Consider the following 18,755-nt stretch of genomic DNA (forward strand, 5'->3'; position numbering starts at 1 on the left):
CAAAACAAACCAAAACAAAACAGACCAAACATGAAATCCATCTTTATCATCAGTGCCCTTGCTCTCAGTGTTTCTTTCGGCTTCAGCGCAGAAGGCGACAAACCCGCCGGTGACAAACCAGCACCTGACTTTGAAAAAATGTTCACCAAAAAAGACGCCAATGGCGACGGCAAGCTCTCCAAGGAAGAATTTTTGAAGGGTGCCAAAGACGCCGAGAAAGCGGAAAAACAATTTGGTCGTATGGACAAAGACTCCAGCGGCGACCTCAGCAAAGAAGAATTCGTCAAGCGCGGCCCTGGCAAGAAAAAAGAAGCAAAGTAATTCTTTCTTCACCAGAGCTTCGATTCAATAGACCGTGTTCTCCATTGAGGAGGATGCGGTTTTTTATTGATTGATTGAGAGGCGATGAGGACGTCGTATTGCTGAATCACTTTCGCCCATGCCTGCTCCACAACCTGATCCGATAGATCCTGCCGACTTGCCAGCGCTGGCTCTTGCAACGATGCGAGCCGCCAAGTTTCCCATGTTAGCGACCGTGGATGACGGGCAGCCAAGGGTGCGTCCGGTTTCGCCGGTGAGAACGGAGGCGTTTGTTGTGTATGTGGCCAACTTGCGGAGTTATCACAAAACGGGGGAGATCGAAAAGAATTCCCGGGTGGAACTTTGCTACCTGGATTCGGAGCACAACCAGGTGCGCATCACCGCAATGGCAGAAGTGGTTGAAGATCGGGCCGTCATTGATGACATCTGGCAAAGCAACGCATTATTGCGAGCCTATCTGGGACAGCCGGACAACCCGCAATTGGTCTTGTATCGGATGCTGCCAAAACGGGTGCGCTACATGAAAGAGTGGGCGCTGGAGTATCACGAAGTGCCTTTCGCAATCTCAGTCCGAACCTAAACGTTTCATGATTCGTCCGCACCATCGGAGGCATGTTTTGGCCTTCGACGCAGTCGTCGTGGACTGCGGAGACCTGTCGCCGCTCTAGGGGGCGCAGCCTGCTGCGCTGCGGTTTGCGCATGAACCGGCAGGCCGGTTTTGGAACAGCGGCGACAGGCCGCAGCAGTCCAGGGCGCTTCGCGCGCGGACCTGACGGCGTGCCAATGGGAGGGTCAAGCTAGCATGGTGGCGTCGTCGGCACTGCATTCGTCGGGTGCCTGGATGTCGTGTGCGTGAATTTGATAGTCGACATTGCCGATGCGCAATGTGGCACCAGGTTGCATCCAGGTGAGGGACTGATTAGCTTCATCGTGCAACAGATCCTGCCACCAGAATTGACCGCCGATGCGATGCACGCGGGCGATCGGAGTGGTGGTTTCATCTGGGCGGAATCTTGGAAGCCCTTCGCGATCAAGGCACAGCGTCACATCACTGACCACCAAGGCCGCCTGACAGGGAAGCGAGGCGGTGGAGCCGGGCTGAACGGTGAGGGCACCTTGAAGAAAGCTGGAGTCGGCGGTCGGCCAGCCTTCGATTCTGCGGGGAGCATGGTAAAAGCTGGGCGCGAGGCGGATTTTGAGCGGGTATTCGCCAGCGATGACAATCTGGGCGGGCAGGCTGAGGGCGGCGCGTTGCCGCATTGGCGTGTCGAGCACCAGAGTCGGGTTGAGGGCTTCGGGTTCGTCGATGCGCAGTCGGTCGAGGCGTAGTCGCAAGTGCGTTTGGGCGCGGCCGATGCGGCGGGTGCGACCGTCATTGACGCTGTTGCGTGGACGCAACTGGGCGGTGAAGTCGGCTTCGGTGGAGGAGCGGCCCACAATCATTGGCGAATCGGCGACCAGCGAGAGAATAGGCGCGTTTTCCTGATCCGAAATCAGCCGGAGCCGCAATTGACGGACGGCCAGACGGGCGGCACCGGCATCGCTGGCGGTGACGGAAAGGGCGGTGGGTGGGTTGATGGGTTGGGGGGACATCGGCAGGCGTCGGTGGATGTGATTTTCGACGGCGGCGTGACAGTAAAAGCGAAAGGATGTGTCGTCGCGGTTGATTTATCGGTGAATCTTTGTTCACTCGATCCATGAATGAACGGCTCAAGGTTTTAAGTGGCAACGCACATCCCGCACTCGCACGGGCCATTTGTGACAATATCGGCGTCGCACTGGGAGCCACCACGGTTGAGACCTTTCCCGATGGCGAAACTTTTGTGCAGATCCGCGAAAACATCCGTGGGCGCGACGTTTTTATCGTTCAGCCGACCTGTCCTCCGGCCAATCAGAACCTCATGGAGCTGCTCATCATGGTGGACGCCGTGCGTCGTGCCAGCGCCCAGCGCATCACGGCGGTTTTGCCATTTTACGGGTATGCGCGGCAGGATCGGAAAGACCGTCCCAGGGTGCCGATCACGGCCAAGTTGATTGCCAACCTGCTGGTGGCGGCGGGCGTCAACCGGGTGTTGACCATGGATTTGCACGCGGGTCAGATTCAGGGCTTCTTTGACATTCCGGTGGATCACCTCTATGCGGCACCGGTGCTGATCAAGGCGATTCGCGAGCGCGGACTGGAGGACATCGTGGTGGTTTCGCCGGATGTGGGCGGAATCAAGATGTCGCACGCCTATGCAAAAACTTTGGGGGTTCCGTTTGCGATTGTCGCAAAAAATCGCGTCAGCGCCGAAGAGGTGGAGGCGCTCAACATCATTGGCGATGTGCGCGGCAAAAACGTGTTGCTGGTGGACGATCTCACCGAAACGGCCGGCACCCTGACGGCGGCGGCCAAGCTTCTTCAGGAACACGGGGCGCAATCGATTTACGCAGGGGTTTCCCACGCGGTTCTGGGTGAAAAGGGCCACTCAAGAATCGAGTCATCGCCGATCATTGAACTGTTTTCCACCGATTCGGTGCCCCAGGCGACTGGTCCCAAAGTAACCGCGCTGACCGTGGCACCATTGCTCGGGGAAGCAATCAAACGCATCCATTGCGATGAGTCGGTCACTTCGTTGTTTGACATCAGGGCTTGACAGCTTTCCCGCAGCGGATTACTATCACACCCCTTTTTTTGAAACGATAACCTACTAACGTCATGGCCAAAATTCTCGATCTGCAAGCCAAAGTGCGCTCCGCCGCTGGCACTAGTTCCGTCAAGCGCCTGCGCAAAGCTGGCAGCATTCCCGCCGTGATTTATGGCAAAAAACACGACCACACCCAGCTTGAGGTCGATGCCAAAACTTTCTCCGCCCTCATGGACGGCAGCGCTTCCGACAACGTGCTCGTGAACCTGAAGATCGAAGGCGAAAAAGCCACCTCCCTGGCACTCGTTCAAGAAATCCAGCACGACTACCTCCGCGGTGGTGTGCTTCACGTTGATTTCCACGCTGTTGACGCGACCGAAGAAATTCACGCCAACATCCCAGTGATCCTTCAACACATCGACCTTGCTGAGAAAAAAGGCGGACAGATCGAGCACATCCTTCACAACCTCGAAGTCTTCTGTCTTCCTAAAGACCTTCCTGAGACCATCGTGATCGACGTCTCCCCTCTCGAAGTCGGCGGTTCCTACCACATCAAAGACATCAAGCTTCCTTCCGGCGTTACCACCCACATCGACGACGAAAACGTGGTGGTTGCCCTCAAGGAGCCTACCGTTGCTGAAGAGACCGCCGCTCCTGCTGCTCCCGCAGCCGAAGCCAAGAAGTAAGCCCTTTTGGTTTGCATTGATGTGTCCGTGACCGGCGACTCTGCGGTTCCTGTTCTTCCCAAACCCCGATTGATTGTCGGATTGGGAAATCCAGGACGGGAATACGAAAACACCCGGCATAACATTGGATTCATGGTCGTCGATGCCTTCGCCACTCAACAACGCGCCTCCTGGACGCGTGAAAGGAAGTGGGATTGCGCCGTGGCGAAACTGGAAGACGGATGGCTGCTGAAGCCATTGACCTACATGAATCTCAGCGGACAGGCCGTTGCTGCCGCCGCCAAATATTACAAGCTTGAGCCCCAGGAAGTGCTCGCCGTTTATGACGATGTCGATCTCGCGCTTGGCCGTGTGCGCCTTCGGCCGTTGGGTGGAGCGGGCGGACACAACGGCATGCGTTCGATGATTGCCCATCTTGGTGGCAATCTTTTTCCACGACTCAAGATCGGCATCGGCTTTGCCAACAATGGCCGTCCCGATGGCAGAAACCTTTCCGATCACGTGCTCGGTCGTTTCGACGAAAACGAGCAAATCCCTGTGCAGAACGCCGTGAATCGCGCGGTGGATGCCCTTAACGCCATATTGACACGCGGCTTCGAAGCCGCGATGAACACCTTCAATCAAACCGACCAACCAACGACGCCCAACCCATGAGCCGCAAATACGAAGCCCTAATCGTCCTCGATACCAAAGGTAAAGAAGACAACATTGACACCTTGGTGACCCAGTTGACCAAAGAATTCGAAGCCAACGGCGCCAGCCTCAAGCAGATCGATAACCTTGGCAAAAAGAAATTCCCTTACGCTCCACGCCACGTGGAAGGCGGCTGGTATGTGAATTTGCATTTTGAATCCGAGCCAGAGAGCGTCGACAAAATCAAGGGCTCCTTGAAGCTCAACGAGAACATCTATCAGCAGTATTACCAGCGCGCCTAAGCTGCGGCCTGGCATTTGGTAGATCTTTTCTCTCGTTCACCCCCCTTGCTCCGGCGGCACCATTTGGTGACCGCTAACGGGCGCATAAAAACCAGTCGCCAAACCATCGGCGACCTTCTATCATGCACGACTATGGCCTCGTATAACAAAGTGATGCTGATCGGGAACCTCACCAGGGACCCCGAAATTCGTTACACGCCCAAGGGCAGTGCGGTCGCCGATCTTGGACTTGCCGTCAATCGCGTCTACACCACGGAGAACAACGAGCGCCGTGAAGAAGTTACTTACATTGATGTGGTGCTTTGGTCGCGTCTGGCCGAACTCGCCGGGCAATATTTGAGCAAGGGTCGCGCCGTTTTTATCGAAGGCCGTCTGCAGATGGACACCTGGGAAGACAAGCAGACCGGGCAAAAGCGCAGCAAAATTCGTGTGGTGGGTGAGACCATGCAATTCATCGACAGCAAACGTGATGGAGATGAAGGCGGTGGTGGCGGCGGATCGAGGTCTGCGCCCCGTGGCAACAATGCCCCTGCCCCACAACGTTCGCAGTCTGACAATCGTCAACAGCGCCCGGCCGCAGCGGACGATTTTAATGAAGGCCCGATTACTGACGGTCTCGATGACGACGACATTCCGTTTTGATGTGCATTAGCACAAGGTTTCTTTAAGCCCAAGCCAGCGGAGCCCCCAAGCCACATTCCGATCTCAAGTTTCGAGTTCGTGGGCGGAACTGCCGTCCCAGCGGGACGACTCATATCAAGCCCGGCACAAGGTGCCGGGTCCAGAGCCTCCAGGAAAGCGCCCTGAAAGGACGCCTCATGCGCAAAGCGTTTCGCCGTTCTCCGTGCATGAGGCGTCCCTCCAGGAAGCAATCGACGCACAAAGCAGCACCGGAAAATTTCCTTTGTCGCGGATCAGTTATGCTTCTAAACTGCCCTCCGCTTTTCGCTCGCGACCACACCATCCTATCATGCCTGACAAACGCATTCTCGTCACCGGTGGAGCCGGTTTTATCGGTTCCAATCTCGTGCATTATTTATTGGGCAAGGCCGGAGAAGAGCTGGGGGTGACGATCAGCAAGGTGGTGAATGTGGACCTTTTGACGTATGCGGGCAACCGCAGCAGTCTGGCCAAACTCGAAGGAGACGACCGACATGTTTTCGTCCAATGTGACATTCAGGATGGGGCACAAATCGGCAAATTGCTTCGCGAGCATCAGATCAATGTGGTGATGCACCTGGCAGCAGAATCGCATGTGGATCGTTCGATTGATTCTCCCGAACCGTTCATCATGACCAACATGGTGGGGACGTTTCAAATGCTGGAGGCGGCGCGGATTTATCAAAAGGAACGTGTGGCAGGCGGGCAGAATGATTTTCGCTTTTTGCATGTGAGCACCGACGAGGTGTTTGGGTCACTGGGTCCCGATGATCCGGGATTCAGTGAGACGACGCCGTATGCGCCGAACAGCCCGTATTCCGCGAGCAAGGCGGGCAGCGATCACCTGGCACGAGCGTATTTTCACACCTTTCAGCTGCCGTTGATCACGACCAATTGTTCGAACAACTACGGTCCGTTTCAGTTTCCTGAGAAGCTGATGCCCTTGATGATCCAGAAAGTGATCCGTGGAGAGAAGCTGCCGGTTTATGGTGATGGTTCCAATGTGCGGGACTGGCTTTATGTGGAAGATCATTGTCGTGGACTGACCTTGTCAGTGTTGAGGGGCGTTCCCGGTGAGACCTACAACATTGGTGGCAAGTGCGAGATGAAGAACATTGATGTGGTGCTGGCTTTGATCGCGGCGGTGAATTCTGAAAGACCGGATTTGAATCGTGATCCGCAGGAGTTGATCACCTTTGTGCGCGACCGGCCGGGGCATGACCGGCGTTATGCGATTGATTGTTCAAAGATTGGTCGCGAGTTGGGTTGGGAGCCGCAGGAAACGTTTGAGACCGGCATGCGTAAGACGGTGCGCTGGTATCTGGACAATGCGGATTGGATTGAGGAGATCGAGCGCAAGTATCAACTGCAACGTTTGGGCGATGCGTGAGGGTAACCCCGCTGGTGATTTGCTGGCAAAAGCGTGAAGTGCGGTTAGTATTCTCCCCTGCATGAAAAGACCTATTCCTGGTGGATTGCTCGTGGCCGTCGAGGGCATTGATGGCGCGGGCAAAACCACCGTGGCCGCGACGCTGGCGCAGTGGTGTGGTGAGCGCGGTCTGCTTTGCGCATTGTCCAAGGAGCCGACGAGTCTGAGCTGGGGAATGAAGCTGCGCGAGTCGGCCGCATCGGGCAGGCTGACATTGGACGAGGAACTTGATTTGTTTCACAAGGATCGCGAGGAGCATGCGGAGACTTCGATTCAACCGGCTTTGGACGAAGATGCGATCATGATTTTGGATCGATATTACTGGAGCACGGCAGCGTATCAGGGCGCGCGTGGGGCATCGATTGCCGAGGTGCTGAAGTTTAACGAGGGAAGTTTTCCGGTGCCGGATTTGGTGCTGCTGTTGGATCTGCCGGTCGAAGTGGGGCAGAACCGGATTCGCGTGCGCGGCGATCAGCCGAATGAGTTTGAAGAGGTGGAGGCGCAGCAGCGTTGCCGGGAGATTTTTTTGCAGTTGCCGAAGTTGAGCGAGGCCAAGCATGTGACGGTGGACGCTTCGAAGCCGTGGCGTGAGGTTTCTCGCGAGTGCCTGCGGTTGTTCCAGCAGGCGGCGCTTCAGAAGGTGTGGAAAACGGCCAATGCGAAGACGATGAATTCGGAGACGCTTGCGTTGTTTGGGGGATAATGGGAAATGTAGAAGGTCCGTCCCGGGCCTTGGCATTTGATTGAAAGGCCCGGGACGGACCTTCTACTTTGCTAATCAGGCGTGAGAGGTAGGCAAGGCAGGGTTCCCGGGAGTCGCGGGGACCGAAGCATCCTCCTCAATGGGTTTGCGGGCCTTCATGAACTTGGCGATGATCACATAAAAGACGGGGGTGAACAGCAGACCAAAGAAGGTGACGCCGAGCATGCCATAGAACACGGCGGTGCCGAGGGCGTTGCGCATTTCAGCTCCGGCACCGCTGGCAAGAACCAGAGGGAGCACGCCGAGGATGAAAGCGAAGCTGGTCATGAGGATGGGGCGGAGACGTAGTCGGCAGGCTTCCACGGCGGCGTCGAAACGGTTCTTGCCGTATTGGTCCTGTTGCTGACGGGCGAACTCGACGATGAGAATGGCGTTTTTGGCCGCAAGACCGACAAGAACCACCAGGCCGATCTGGGTGAAGATGTTGTTGTCTTTGCCGGTCAGCCAGACGCCGCCGATGGCGCTGAGTAGACACATGGGGACGATCAGGATGACGGCAAAGGGCAGGCTCCAGCTTTCGTATTGGGCGGAGAGCACGAGGAACACGAAGAGGACGCAGAGAGGGAAGATGAAGATGATGGAGTCACCGGCGAGGATCTGCTGGTAGGTGACGTCGGTCCATTCGTAGTCGAAGCCGTCGGGCAGGGCGGCTTTGGCCACTTGGTCGACGCGGTCGATCATCTCACCAGAGCTGACGGTGATGTCGGTGTTGCCGCTGACGTCGGCGGAGACAAACATGTTGTAGCGCTGGACGCGGTCGGCCCCGCCAATTTTTTCGGTTTTGACGAGGGCTCCGAGGGGCACCATTTCACCTTCGTTGTTGCGGGTGCGCAGGCGTCCGACGTCTTCGGGTTTCATGCGGTAGTTGGGTTCGGCCATGGCCATGACCTGCCAGGTGCGGCCGAAAAGGTTGAAGTCGTTGACGTAAGTGGAGCCGAGGAAGGTGGAGAGCGTTTCGTTGATGGAGGAGATGGAGACGTCCATGGTTTTGGCGCGCTCGCGGTCAATGACGAGGTTGTATTGAGGCGTGTTGGCGCGGAAGCCGGTGATGATGGAGTTGAAACCGGGCTCTTTGGCGAGGGCGTCAATGAAGGTCTGGGTGGCGGCTTCGAGGGCGGGCAGTCCGGCGTTGTTGAGGTCTTCGACCTGGAGTTTGAAACCCCCGGCGTTGCCAAGTCCGCGCAGTGGCGGAGGTGGCAGGACGAGCACACGGGCCTCCTTGATGTCGGCAAATTTTTTGCGCAGCGTGGCCATGAGGGCGTTGGCGTGAAGGCTGGGATCCTTGCGATCAGCGAACGGGGCGGGAATCATGAAACACGCGCCGAGGTTGCTTTGGTTGGCCTGAAGGACGTTGGAATAACCGGAGATGGCGAAGGTGTGGGCGATGCCGGGGGTGGAGCGGGCGAGGTCGTCGACGCGGCGCACGATTTCATCGGTGCGTTCAAAGCTGGCACCATCGGGCAGCTGGATGACGGTCATGAAATAGCCCATGTCCTGCTGGGGGATGAAACCGGTGGGGACTTTTTTGAAGGCGTAGAAGGCGAGCGCGATGAGGCCGCCGTAGAGGAAGATGCCGATGAAGGCGTGACGGATGAATTTGCCGATGATCCTGGCGTAAGTATCGGACATGCGGCTGAAGGCTTTGTTGAACAGCTTGAAGAACCAGCCGAGGAAGAAGTTGATGATGCGGCTGAAGCGGTCGGGCGGAGCGGAATGGGGACGCAGCAGGAGCGCGGCGAGGGCGGGCGAGAGCGTGAGGGAGTTGATGACGGAGAGAAGGGTGGAGGCCGCAATGGTGAGGGCAAACTGACGGTAGAATTCGCCGGTGATGCCGGTGAGGAAGGCGGTCGGGACGAAGACGGCGCTGAGCACGAGGCCAATCGCGATGACGGGTCCGGTAACTTCCTGCATGGCGCGGATGGTGGCTTCGCGCGGGGCGAAGCCTTTTTCGAGGTAGCGTTCGACGTTTTCGACCACGACGATGGCGTCATCGACGACAATGCCGATGGCGAGGACGATGCCAAAGAGGGACAGGTTGTTGAGGGAGAATCCGAAGCCGGCCATGACGGCGAGGGTGCCGATGAGCGAGACGGGGATGGCCAGCAAGGGAATGACGGAGGCGCGCCAGCTTTGCAGGAAAACGACGACGACGATAACAACAAGAAGGATGGCTTCGAGGAGGGTGACCATGACGGCGGTCATGGAATCGCGAATGAACTGGGTGGGGTCGTAGTTGATGCTGTAGTCGACGCCGGGGGGGAATCGTTCCTTGATGCGCAGCATTTCAGCGCGGACCACGTCGGAGGTCTCCAGCGCGTTGGTGCCGGGAAGCTGGAAAATGCGCATGGAGACGGCGTTTTTGCCATCGCGATAACTTTTTTGGGCGTAGTCTTTGCCGCCGAGTTCGACCCGGGCGACGTCTTTGAGCCGGATGACATCGCCGCTTTCGCCGGTGCGCAGGACGATGCGGTTGAATTCTTCCGCGCTGCGCAGCCGACCCTGGGTGGTGAGGGTGTATTGGAACTGGATGCCGGAGGGAGCGGGTGGCTGGCCGAGCTGGCCGGCGGCGACCTGAATATTCTGTTCACGGATGGCGCTGACAACATCGGTGGCGGTCAGGTTGCGGACGGCGAGTTTCTCAGGATCGAGCCAGACGCGCATGGTGAAGTCGAGTCCACCAAGGGAGGAAGCTTCGGCGACACCGGGGAGACGGGCGAGACGGTTCTGGACCTGAATGTTGACGTAGTTCGCGAGATAAAGGACGTCGCGGGTGTCGTCGGGCGAATAAAACTGGATCGCCATGGTCAGGTCGGGCGATCGTTTGAGGGCCTGGACACCCATGCGTCGCACGTCTTCAGGAAGGCGCGGAAGGGCGGCGTTGACGCGGTTTTGAACGAGCACCTGGGCTTTGTCGAGGTCGGTGCCCAGCTTGAAGGTGACGGTGATGTTGAGGCGTCCATCTGAGGTGGAAGACGACGACAGGTAAAGCATGTCCTCGACGCCGTTGATCTCCTGTTCGAGAGGAGTGGCGACGGTGTCGGCGAGCACGGTGGCGTTGGCACCGGGGTAGGTGGCGCTGACGACGACGGTGGGCGGGATGACGTCGGGGTATTGCGAGACCGGCAGGGTGAAGTAGGCAAGCCCCCCGAGCAGGGTGATGACGATGCTGAGAACGGCGGCGAAGACGGGGCGGTCGACGAAGAATTTAGGGATGTTCACTCGTTAAGGGATTGAGGATGAAGGCAAAAGGATGAAGCAAGCGGATGCTGCGTTCACTTGGCGGCGGTGGCGGGCGGGATGGGAGTGGCAAGGGCCATTTCGCTTTCCTCGGGAGCGACGGAGTTGCCGTTGCGGACGTGGACCACCCCGTTGGTGACGATGCGTTCTTCAGGTTTCAGCCCGCTGCGGACGATGCGCAGACCGTCCTGCATGGGGCCGGTTTCGATGGGTCGATATTCGGCCTTGTTGTCGGCGTTGATGACAAAAACAAACGAACGGCCCTGATCGCTGCCGATGGCCTCGTCGCGAATCAAGAGCGCGTCATACTGGCCGGAACCGGGAATGCGCACGCGGGCGAAAAATCCGGGGGCCATGAGTTTGTCGGGGTTGTCGAAGATGCCGCGGGCGCGGATGGTGCCGGTGTCGGGCCGGAGGACGTTGTCGACGAAATCGACTTTGCCTTTGCGGGGGAATCCGGATTCATTGGCGAGTCCCATTTCGACGGGGATGGGCTCGAACATGGGGCTGGTGCGGGTGCCCTGGCGGTGGAGTTCGCGGTATTTGAGGGCGGATTGCTCGTCGACTTCAAAATAAACGTAGACGGGATCAAGGGCGACGATGGTGGTGAGCAGGGTGGAGTCGCGTTCGCCGCCGGTGACGAGGTTGCCTTCAGTGACGGGGGCGTTGCTGATCCGACCGGTGATGGGGGCGCGGACGGAGGTGAACTCGAGTTCGAGTTCAGCAGCACGCAGGGCAGCCTCGGCGACCTTGACGGAGGCGTCGGCTTCAGCGGCAGCTTTCAGACGGGTGTCGTAGTCTTCGGCGGCGATGGCTCGGGAAGCGATGAGGGTTTCGGCGCGTTTGGCTTCGTTTTTGGCGAGTTCAGAACGGGTGCGATTGCGTTCGAGTTCGGCCCGGGCCCCCTCAACGGCAGCCTGGTAGGGGCGTGGGTCGATGGTGATGAGAAGGTCGCCTTCTTTGACTTCAGTGCCCTCTTTGAAGTGAATCTTTTCGAGGTAACCACTGACCCGGGCGCGCAGATGAACCATTTTGGTGGATTCGAGCCGACCCACAAATTCGTCCCATTCAACGACTTTTTTGACGACAGGCTTGGCGACGGTGACTTTTTGCGGAGCGGCGGCGGCGGTGGTGGCTTCTTTTGGTCCGCAGGATGCGAGGGTGAACAGCGATAGGCCAAGAAGGGCGGGTTGGAGTCTCATACGGGAGGTGTCGGGATCGATGGGCGTCGGATGGATGGCGGGAAGGTATCTCGTGGCGAGTGCGGCGACGCCAAAGGGATACGTGGCAGAGACGCGGCTCTGGACACGGAAAAATCAGCTTTCGCCACGACCAGAGACATCGAAATGGGATTGGAGGTCGCGTGTTTTTATTGTCTCATCGGCAAAAATACTAGGGTGATCATGGCAATGAGACGGAAGCACCATCCCAGACGCCTGCTGTTCAAAGAAAATGCTGATGCGACACAAAATCATTAGTTTGGGTGTTGACCTGGAGTGGTATTGAGTTTTAATCGCAACAGCGATGAACTGCGCGGACTTTAATACTATTGCTTCGGGCGGCTTCAATTCTCCACACCTCATGAAATCAACCATCATCAAGCACCGCAAGCGCGCGCTCCCTAACTCCCTGACGGCACGCGAAGGCATCGCCCTCACCACGTCCGTCCTCTGCGCGGCTGGCGCTCTTCCAGCACAAACGGCCCCGGCACCTGCCCCGGACAATGGAGCCTCGCCTACCGTTACTCCCGAAGTGGTGGTGACTGGCCAGGCTGATCCCCTCTACAAACCCCAAGCCGTTGCCAGCCCTAAATTGCAGGGTCCTTTGCGTGACGTTCCCCAGACGATCACGGTCATTCCGCAAACGGTGATCCAGGAGCAGGGCGCGACCAATCTTCGTGATGTGCTTCGCAACGTTCCTGGCATCAGCATCCAGGCGGGTGAAGGTGGTGGCGGTCTTCCAGGTGACAACCTCAGCATTCGCGGTTTCAATGCCCGCACGGACTTCTTCATTGATGGAGTGCGTGATTTTGGCGCTTATTCCCGTGACCCGTTCAACTACGAACAGATTGAAGTCGCCAAAGGCCCTTCATCGTCCACTTCAGGTCGTGGTTCGACCGGTGGTTCCATCAACCTGGTGACCAAGACCCCCAAGCTTGAGCCTTTTTATCATCTGGATACCATGGGCGGCACGGACAAGCTGTTCCGCTCCACCATCGACATCAACCAGCCTTTCCTGGTGAATCCTGGCTCCCCTGGAGTTGAAGGTTTTTCCGGCGGCAAAGGTGCGAAGGAAGTTCTTCCAGTGGCACCGGTGGCTGAATCAGGTCACGCCTTCCGTTTGAACGGTCTCTTCCATACCAACGAAGTGGCCGGCCGCGATGTGGTTGAGCAAGAGCGCTGGGCGATCGCGCCCTCGCTGGCATTCGGACTTGGAACCGAAACGCGCCTGACGTTCACCTATCTTCACATGGAAGAAGACAACGTGCCTGAGTATGGCATTCCTTGGGTCCCGCCAAACAGCAATCCGCAGCTGTCGCGTTTCTCCGACCAGGCACCGCCGGTGTCCTTCGACAATTTCTACGGCATCCGTGGTTATGACTACGAAGAGACCGAAACCGATGTGGCAGGCATCCTGTTTGAGCACGATTTCAGTGATGGCCTTCGTTTGCGCAACTTCAGCCGCTACGCCCGGACCGACCGCTCCTCGGCGATCACCGCGCCACGTTTTGCGGACGTGAACAACAGCCTGGCCATCAACCGCCAGCTCCAGCGTCGCGAACTGACCAATGAAGTTTGGGCGAACCAGACCGACCTTTCCATCGACTTCGACACGGGTTCCATCCGCCATGCGTTGGTGGTGGGTGTCGAGTTTGTCTGGGAAAAGCAGATCACTCAAAACGGTGCGCAAAACACCAACCAGCCGACGACCAATCTGTTCAATCCGACTCCGTCGGACCGACCATTTGGGCCAATGCCTGGCATCACCAATCCACCCAACAAGACCGAGGCACAAACCATCAGCGCTTATGTGTTCGACAAGATCAGTTTTGGCGAAAAATGGGAACTGACCGGCGGAGTTCGGTATGATCGTGTCGATGCGGACTACAGCGCCCCTGGAGTGAGCTTCAGCCGGGTCGATGACCTGGTCAGCTGGCGCGCCGCGCTGGCGTTCAAGCCGGTGGAAAATGGCAACATCTACTTCGGTTATGCGACCTCCTTCAACCCCTCCATTGACGGCAACGCCAATGCTGGATTGGGATTGACCGCGAACACCGTGAACCTCGATCCTGAAGAGTCCCGCACCTTTGAGCTGGGCACCAAGTGGGATCTGTTTGAAGATCGTCTGTCCTTGACTGGCGCGATCTTCCGCACGGAGAAAACCAATGCCCGCACTTCGGATCCAACCGATCCGGTGGCGGTCACCGTTCTTGATGGTGAGCAGGTGGTGCAAGGTTTTGAAATTGGCTTTGCCGGCAGCATCACCGACTGGTGGCGCGTGTTCGGTGGTTATACCTACCTCGACAGCGAAGTGGAAGATTCCGCCAACGTGCTTGAGATCGGCAATCAGCTCTCCAATACCCCGGAACATTCCTTCAGCTTCTGGACCGTGTTTGATCTGCCTTATGGCTTTGAACTTGGTGGCGGGGCCAACTTTGTGGACTCCCGTTTCAACAACAACCTCAACGCCCGTCAGGCCCCAAGCTACTGGTTGTTTGATGCGATGCTGGGTTACAAGGTGAACGACAATCTCTCCTTCCGCTTCAACGTCTATAACATCGGTGACGAGCGTTACATCGACCGCCTTGGCGGTGGACACTTTGTTCCTGGCGTGGGTCGCACCTTTGCGCTTTCGGCGTCTGTGAAGTTTTAAGCAAAACGCCTTAGTTCACTGGCAGAGTAGTTAGTTAGTTAGTTAGTTAGTGTGTTGTTAGCACGGAGCGGCGTTCACAGCGCCGCTCCGTTTTCCTCTTCAGACAAAAGAAAAAATCGTCCCTCCGATCAAAAAACTCCATCTTCATTTCATTCCATTCCATGCTTCTTACCATTCCCGACGTCCTCACTGCAGAACAGGTGGCCCATGCGCGCCAGGCCTTGGACCAAGCCGACTGGGGCGATGGCAGGGTCACCGCAGGATATCAATCCGCCAAAGCCAAGGACAACATGCAAATCCCTGAAGGGCATCCCGTGGCACGTGAGCTCGGCGACATGATTCTTCAGGCCCTCGGCAAAAATCCACTTTTCATGTCGGCTGCCCTGCCGCTGCGGGTATTCCCGCCATTGTTCAATCGTTATGCCGGAGGCCAGTCCTTTGGCACGCATGTGGACAATGCCATTCGTCAGATTCCTGGAACTCCGCACCGGATTCGCACCGACCTTTCGGCGACGTTGTTTTTCACCGGTCCCGAGGAGTATGACGGCGGCGAGCTGGTGGTCGAGGACACTTATGGCGGCAAGAGTGTGAAACTACCCGCTGGGCACATGGTGTTGTATCCGGCGACGAGTTTGCATCACGTCAAACCGGTGACGCGTGGTGCCCGGGTGTGTTCGTTTTTCTGGCTGCAGAGCATGATTCGTGATGATGGGCAACGTTCGCTGATGTTCGATCTGGACGTGGCGATCCAGCGGCTGAGTCGCGACCTGGCTGGCAATGAAACGGCCGAGAAAAGCACGGTGCAACTGACGGGAGTTTATCATAACCTGCTCCGCCAGTGGGCGGAGATGTGAAAGCAATCACGCCACCGATGAAACTAGGACGAGCAATCAAAAAGGGGGTGTTTTGGACCCACTTGGTGGGCGGGATCGCAGCGGGTTTGGTGATCTTCCTGCTGGCGGCCACCGGCGTGTTGTTGTCGTTCGAACGACAGATCCTTGAGTGGCTGGATGAGCCCAAAGTCGCTGAGATCCCCAACCAGCCGGCGATGTTGCTTGAGGATCTTGTTGGTGCGTCCATTGCCAAGCATCCGGAGTTGAGCTTTTCGTCGGTCAATCTGAAGGCGGATCCCAAGGCGGCGGTCGGGGTAAGTTTTGGGCGCGAGAAGTCGGTCAATTTAAATCCTTACAACGGAGAAGATCTTGGACAGGGATCGCCACGTTTGCATGAAGCATTTCATTGGATCACCGGATTGCATCGGTGGCTGGCGCTAAGTGAGGTGAACCGGGATACCGGCAAGTTGATCACCGGTATCGCCAACTTGTTTTTCTTGTTTCTGATTGTCAGCGGTTTGTATCTCTGGTGGCCGGGTCGCTGGACCTGGCATTTCCTCAAACGCATTGTGTGGTTTGACCGTCGACTCACCAAACGCGCCAAGGATTGGAACTGGCACAACGTGTTTGGTTTCTGGTGTTGTGTGCCGTTGTTGTTGATCGTGCTGACCGGCACCATCATGGCGTTTGGTTGGGCGAATCAATTGTTGTTTGCGCTCACCGGCAATGAACCCCCTCCGCCGCGCACGGGTCGGCGTGGTGGCGGCGGGCAGATGGCAGTCAAGCCATCCGCTCCGAAAATTGAAGGTTTGAATGAGGCATTACTCATTGCTCAAAACAAAGTGCCCGATTGGAAAAGCATCAGCATCCGTCTTGGGGACAAACCGGGCGCGCCTGCCTCGTTCTTGATTAGTCAAAGTCATCGTGGCCGACCTGACAAACGGGCGCAACTGGACGTCGATCTTGCTACCGGCGAGGAAAAGTTATGGGAGCCATTTTCCAGTTACAACCTGGGCCGGCAATTGCGTTTGTGGACGCGCTGGGTGCATACCGGCGAGGCGGGGGGATGGATTGGTCAGACCATTGCCGCGCTCGCGGCGATGGGGGCCATGGTGTTGGTGTGGACGGGGTTTTCCATGAGCTGGCAGCGATTCCGCAGAAGGCGCAGTTGAAGCGATCAGGCTGGACTGGCGGGTTGCAGGTATTGGATGCGCAGTTCGCTGAGACGATTTTCTGTCGCCTGTAGTTCGTGAAGCAGAGGGAAGAGTTTTTCGCGCTGGTCGGCGGGGGCGGATTTGGATTTTTCATTGATGGCAACCACGGCGTTCCAAAGCGCATCAACCGCAAGATGATGACTGCTTTCGTCCTGAACTGGGGCTCCGGGAGATCGCTGCGGATCAAGATGTTCGAGGATGAAGTCGGAAAGAAAGTGCGGCTGCCAGAGCCGGTAAACGATCAGTCCAAAACGAAACAGTTCGCGCGATACTCCTTCAAGTCGCGTCTCGCCATGTTGCCGCCAGTAGCGGGCCAGTGCCATGCCGTCGTCCACGGCGTCGGTGGCTTCGGTGACCCAATCGAGTGCGGTGTCGGGTGGCAGTTGGGTGAGCACCTGGCAAAGGAGATGCCGGGCCTTGAGGCTTGCTTCGGCGGCGAGTGGCTCGCGGCGTTCGAGATCGGTGGTCAGGGTTAAGACGCGCAGACAGTCGTCGCGAGATTGAAGAGGCTCTTTGCGATGCAGCAGGTTGGCGCGATTCAGCAACACACCCAACAGCACCCGACGGCATTCTTCGGATCCGGCGGATGGGGTGGTTTCGCAGGCGGTGATCGCCCGGTTGAGGCAGAGAAGGGCTTCATCGTGATTGCTGGATGCGATCAGCGTGCCGCGATTCATCCAGGCGAGCGCGATGCGTGCGGAGCGCGAGGGATGATCGTCGGGCTGCATCGATTCGAGGATGCGCAGGGCCTCATCAAGCGAGCGTTGGATTTCCTGTGTGTGAAGCTGGGTGTTGGCACGGGCGAGGGCGTCGGCACGATTCAACCACGATGCCGAAAGTCCCCAAGGAAAAAGGGGCGACGCTTCCATCGGCAGATTGGCGCGCAGTTGGATCGCTTCATCACAGCAGGACACAGCCTCCATCAACGCGGTCTCGCTGGCTTCCTCCATGCAGGCGATGCCGAGGTTGGTCCAGAAATTGGCTTTGAGGTTGATGGAGTGCGGGTGCGTGGGATCGGGCAGGCATTTGATGCCTTCCTGATAAGCTTCTCGGGCAGTCGCCAGGCCGGGTTTCAAGTCACGGGTGAGATTGGCTTTGGTCAGCCATGCGATGGCGATGGGCTCACCGGTGTGGATGTCGCGTTCGTGGTAGGCGGCAATCGCTTCATCCAACTTCAGCAAGGCTGCCTGCCGGTTGCGCTCATGGAGCAGAGCACGGCATTGTTCCATGAGTAAGGAAGGGTCCTGGCTGGTGAGTTTGGCGTGCATGTTCATCACTGCATAACGCCGTGAGAAAGAATCTCAATAAGTTCTTGCGTGACGTTGATTTGAGATTCAATTTCCACCCCCAATCATCGGGCAGAACGTGGGCTGGAAGTTCTTCCGGCAAGAGTCCGTTCTCTGTAAGCAATCGCCATCCATGATCCTTCCGCCAAAGCACATCAACGCGCACCTGCCCTCCATGTGGACGGCAGCCGTTTGCGCCACGATGTTGGGGGTGGGATTGCATGGGGCGACCCAGCCAGTGTTGCCGGACAGTGACATGCCGCCACTGTTTTTGGAGATCGGCGAAAACGTCGAGTTTGTCGAATTTCAGGCACCGGGCGACCCGGCTCCCGAAGAGATGCTGAATGAGCCCGAGGAGGAGATGGAGCTTGAGGAAGTGATCGAAGAGGATGTTGAGATTCCGCCGCTGCCTGAGATCGTGATGCCACTGACGCCGCCGGAGATGCCTGACCTTGCGGAGCTTGAGGAAATTCGTCCGCCTGAGCCGCCTAAAATTGCTCCTCAACCTTCGCCAGAGAAACCGAAGACGGAGAGCAAGCCCAAACCGAAACCCAAGCCGAGAGTGGTCAATGCGCCCAACAAAACGGGCACCGGCAGCGGTGGTGGTGGCGGATCGGGTCCACCCACGGTATTCAGTGGCGGAGGCAAGGGTCGCTTCCCTGCTCCGCCTTATCCATCATCCGCACGCAGCGCAGGGGCGCAGGGAACGGTCAGACTTTTGGTGGTGGTGGAAGCCACCGGTGTGCCCAGTTCGGTGAGCATTCAAAGTTCCAGCGGCTCCAGTCAACTCGATGCCAGCGCGGTCGGAACCATCAGTCGGCGCTGGCGCTGGCCACAAGGGAATGTGCGGCGTTACATCGTTCCCATCCGCTATGTTTTGAACCAATAAAT

General features: G+C 57.6%; 17 protein-coding genes. 13 read left to right on the plus strand and 4 right to left on the minus strand.

What is annotated here, in order from left to right; all coding sequences use genetic code 11:
• Positions 1-30 precede the first annotated feature (30 nt).
• Both FEM03_RS09260 and FEM03_RS09265 read left to right on the plus strand, forming a co-directional pair.
• Positions 31-321 carry an EF-hand domain-containing protein gene (locus FEM03_RS09260; RefSeq protein WP_138085923.1) on the plus strand — a complete coding sequence of 97 codons (291 nt, stop codon included), beginning with the start codon at positions 31-33 and terminating at the stop codon, positions 319-321.
• 118 nt (positions 322-439) lie between these two features.
• Complete coding sequence (locus FEM03_RS09265) at positions 440-901, plus strand: pyridoxamine 5'-phosphate oxidase family protein (RefSeq protein WP_138085924.1); 462 nt, start codon at positions 440-442, stop codon at positions 899-901.
• A gap of 212 nt (positions 902-1,113) precedes the next feature.
• Here the strand turns inward: FEM03_RS09265 and FEM03_RS09270 are convergent, their stop codons facing one another.
• The gene (locus FEM03_RS09270) at positions 1,114-1,914 is read right to left on the minus strand and encodes a hypothetical protein (protein ID WP_138085925.1); all 801 of its coding nucleotides are present in this window, start codon (positions 1,912-1,914) and stop codon (positions 1,114-1,116) included.
• Positions 1,915-2,018: 104 nt separating this feature from the next.
• On the opposite strand from FEM03_RS09270, the gene FEM03_RS09275 reads away from it, so the two are divergent.
• The 7 genes from FEM03_RS09275 to tmk all read left to right on the plus strand — a co-directional run bounded on the left by FEM03_RS09275 (position 2,019) and on the right by tmk (position 7,361).
• The gene (locus FEM03_RS09275) at positions 2,019-2,957 is read left to right on the plus strand and encodes a ribose-phosphate diphosphokinase (protein ID WP_138085926.1); all 939 of its coding nucleotides are present in this window, start codon (positions 2,019-2,021) and stop codon (positions 2,955-2,957) included.
• Between the two features lie 62 nt (positions 2,958-3,019).
• Positions 3,020-3,634: a 50S ribosomal protein L25 gene (locus FEM03_RS09280; RefSeq protein ID WP_138085927.1), complete on the plus strand. Its 615-nt coding sequence runs from the start codon at positions 3,020-3,022 to the stop codon at positions 3,632-3,634.
• Between the two features lie 27 nt (positions 3,635-3,661).
• Positions 3,662-4,288, plus strand: coding sequence for an aminoacyl-tRNA hydrolase (gene pth / locus FEM03_RS09285; RefSeq protein WP_138085928.1), 627 nt, complete (start codon positions 3,662-3,664; stop codon positions 4,286-4,288).
• Positions 4,285-4,569: a 30S ribosomal protein S6 gene (gene rpsF, locus FEM03_RS09290; RefSeq protein WP_138085929.1), complete on the plus strand. Its 285-nt coding sequence runs from the start codon at positions 4,285-4,287 to the stop codon at positions 4,567-4,569. The genes pth and rpsF overlap by 4 nt, the downstream gene beginning before the upstream one ends.
• A gap of 132 nt (positions 4,570-4,701) precedes the next feature.
• Positions 4,702-5,211 (plus strand): single-stranded DNA-binding protein, encoded by a 510-nt coding sequence (locus tag FEM03_RS09295; protein ID WP_138085930.1) that lies wholly within the window; start codon positions 4,702-4,704, stop codon positions 5,209-5,211.
• 328 nt (positions 5,212-5,539) lie between these two features.
• A complete protein-coding gene (rfbB, locus tag FEM03_RS09300) occupies positions 5,540-6,619 on the plus strand; it encodes a dTDP-glucose 4,6-dehydratase (RefSeq protein ID WP_138085931.1) in 1,080 nt (359 codons plus the stop codon).
• A gap of 61 nt (positions 6,620-6,680) precedes the next feature.
• Positions 6,681-7,361 (plus strand): dTMP kinase, encoded by a 681-nt coding sequence (gene tmk, locus FEM03_RS09305; RefSeq protein ID WP_138085932.1) that lies wholly within the window; start codon positions 6,681-6,683, stop codon positions 7,359-7,361.
• Between the two features lie 75 nt (positions 7,362-7,436).
• Here the strand turns inward: tmk and FEM03_RS09310 are convergent, their stop codons facing one another.
• Positions 7,437-10,640 carry an efflux RND transporter permease subunit gene (locus tag FEM03_RS09310; protein WP_138085933.1) on the minus strand — a complete coding sequence of 1,068 codons (3,204 nt, stop codon included), beginning with the start codon at positions 10,638-10,640 and terminating at the stop codon, positions 7,437-7,439.
• A gap of 53 nt (positions 10,641-10,693) precedes the next feature.
• Positions 10,694-11,860 carry an efflux RND transporter periplasmic adaptor subunit gene (locus FEM03_RS09315; RefSeq protein WP_138085934.1) on the minus strand — a complete coding sequence of 389 codons (1,167 nt, stop codon included), beginning with the start codon at positions 11,858-11,860 and terminating at the stop codon, positions 10,694-10,696.
• Between the two features lie 379 nt (positions 11,861-12,239).
• On the opposite strand from FEM03_RS09315, the gene FEM03_RS09320 reads away from it, so the two are divergent.
• From FEM03_RS09320 to FEM03_RS09330, 3 genes are all read left to right on the plus strand, one after another.
• On the plus strand, positions 12,240-14,531 hold the full coding sequence (locus FEM03_RS09320; RefSeq protein WP_166442745.1) for a TonB-dependent receptor: 2,292 nt from the start codon (positions 12,240-12,242) through the stop codon (positions 14,529-14,531).
• Positions 14,532-14,692: 161 nt separating this feature from the next.
• Positions 14,693-15,385 carry a Fe2+-dependent dioxygenase gene (locus FEM03_RS09325; protein WP_138085936.1) on the plus strand — a complete coding sequence of 231 codons (693 nt, stop codon included), beginning with the start codon at positions 14,693-14,695 and terminating at the stop codon, positions 15,383-15,385.
• Between the two features lie 17 nt (positions 15,386-15,402).
• A complete protein-coding gene (locus tag FEM03_RS09330) occupies positions 15,403-16,536 on the plus strand; it encodes a PepSY-associated TM helix domain-containing protein (RefSeq protein ID WP_138085937.1) in 1,134 nt (377 codons plus the stop codon).
• A 5-nt stretch (positions 16,537-16,541) separates the two neighbouring features.
• Here the strand turns inward: FEM03_RS09330 and FEM03_RS09335 are convergent, their stop codons facing one another.
• Positions 16,542-17,807: a hypothetical protein gene (locus FEM03_RS09335; RefSeq protein ID WP_138085938.1), complete on the minus strand. Its 1,266-nt coding sequence runs from the start codon at positions 17,805-17,807 to the stop codon at positions 16,542-16,544.
• A 190-nt stretch (positions 17,808-17,997) separates the two neighbouring features.
• On the opposite strand from FEM03_RS09335, the gene FEM03_RS09340 reads away from it, so the two are divergent.
• Positions 17,998-18,753, plus strand: coding sequence for a TonB family protein (locus FEM03_RS09340; RefSeq protein ID WP_138085939.1), 756 nt, complete (start codon positions 17,998-18,000; stop codon positions 18,751-18,753).
• Positions 18,754-18,755: the final 2 nt, after the last annotated feature.

Source organism: Phragmitibacter flavus, from assembly GCF_005780165.1.
GTDB lineage: Bacteria > Verrucomicrobiota > Verrucomicrobiia > Verrucomicrobiales > Verrucomicrobiaceae > Phragmitibacter > Phragmitibacter flavus.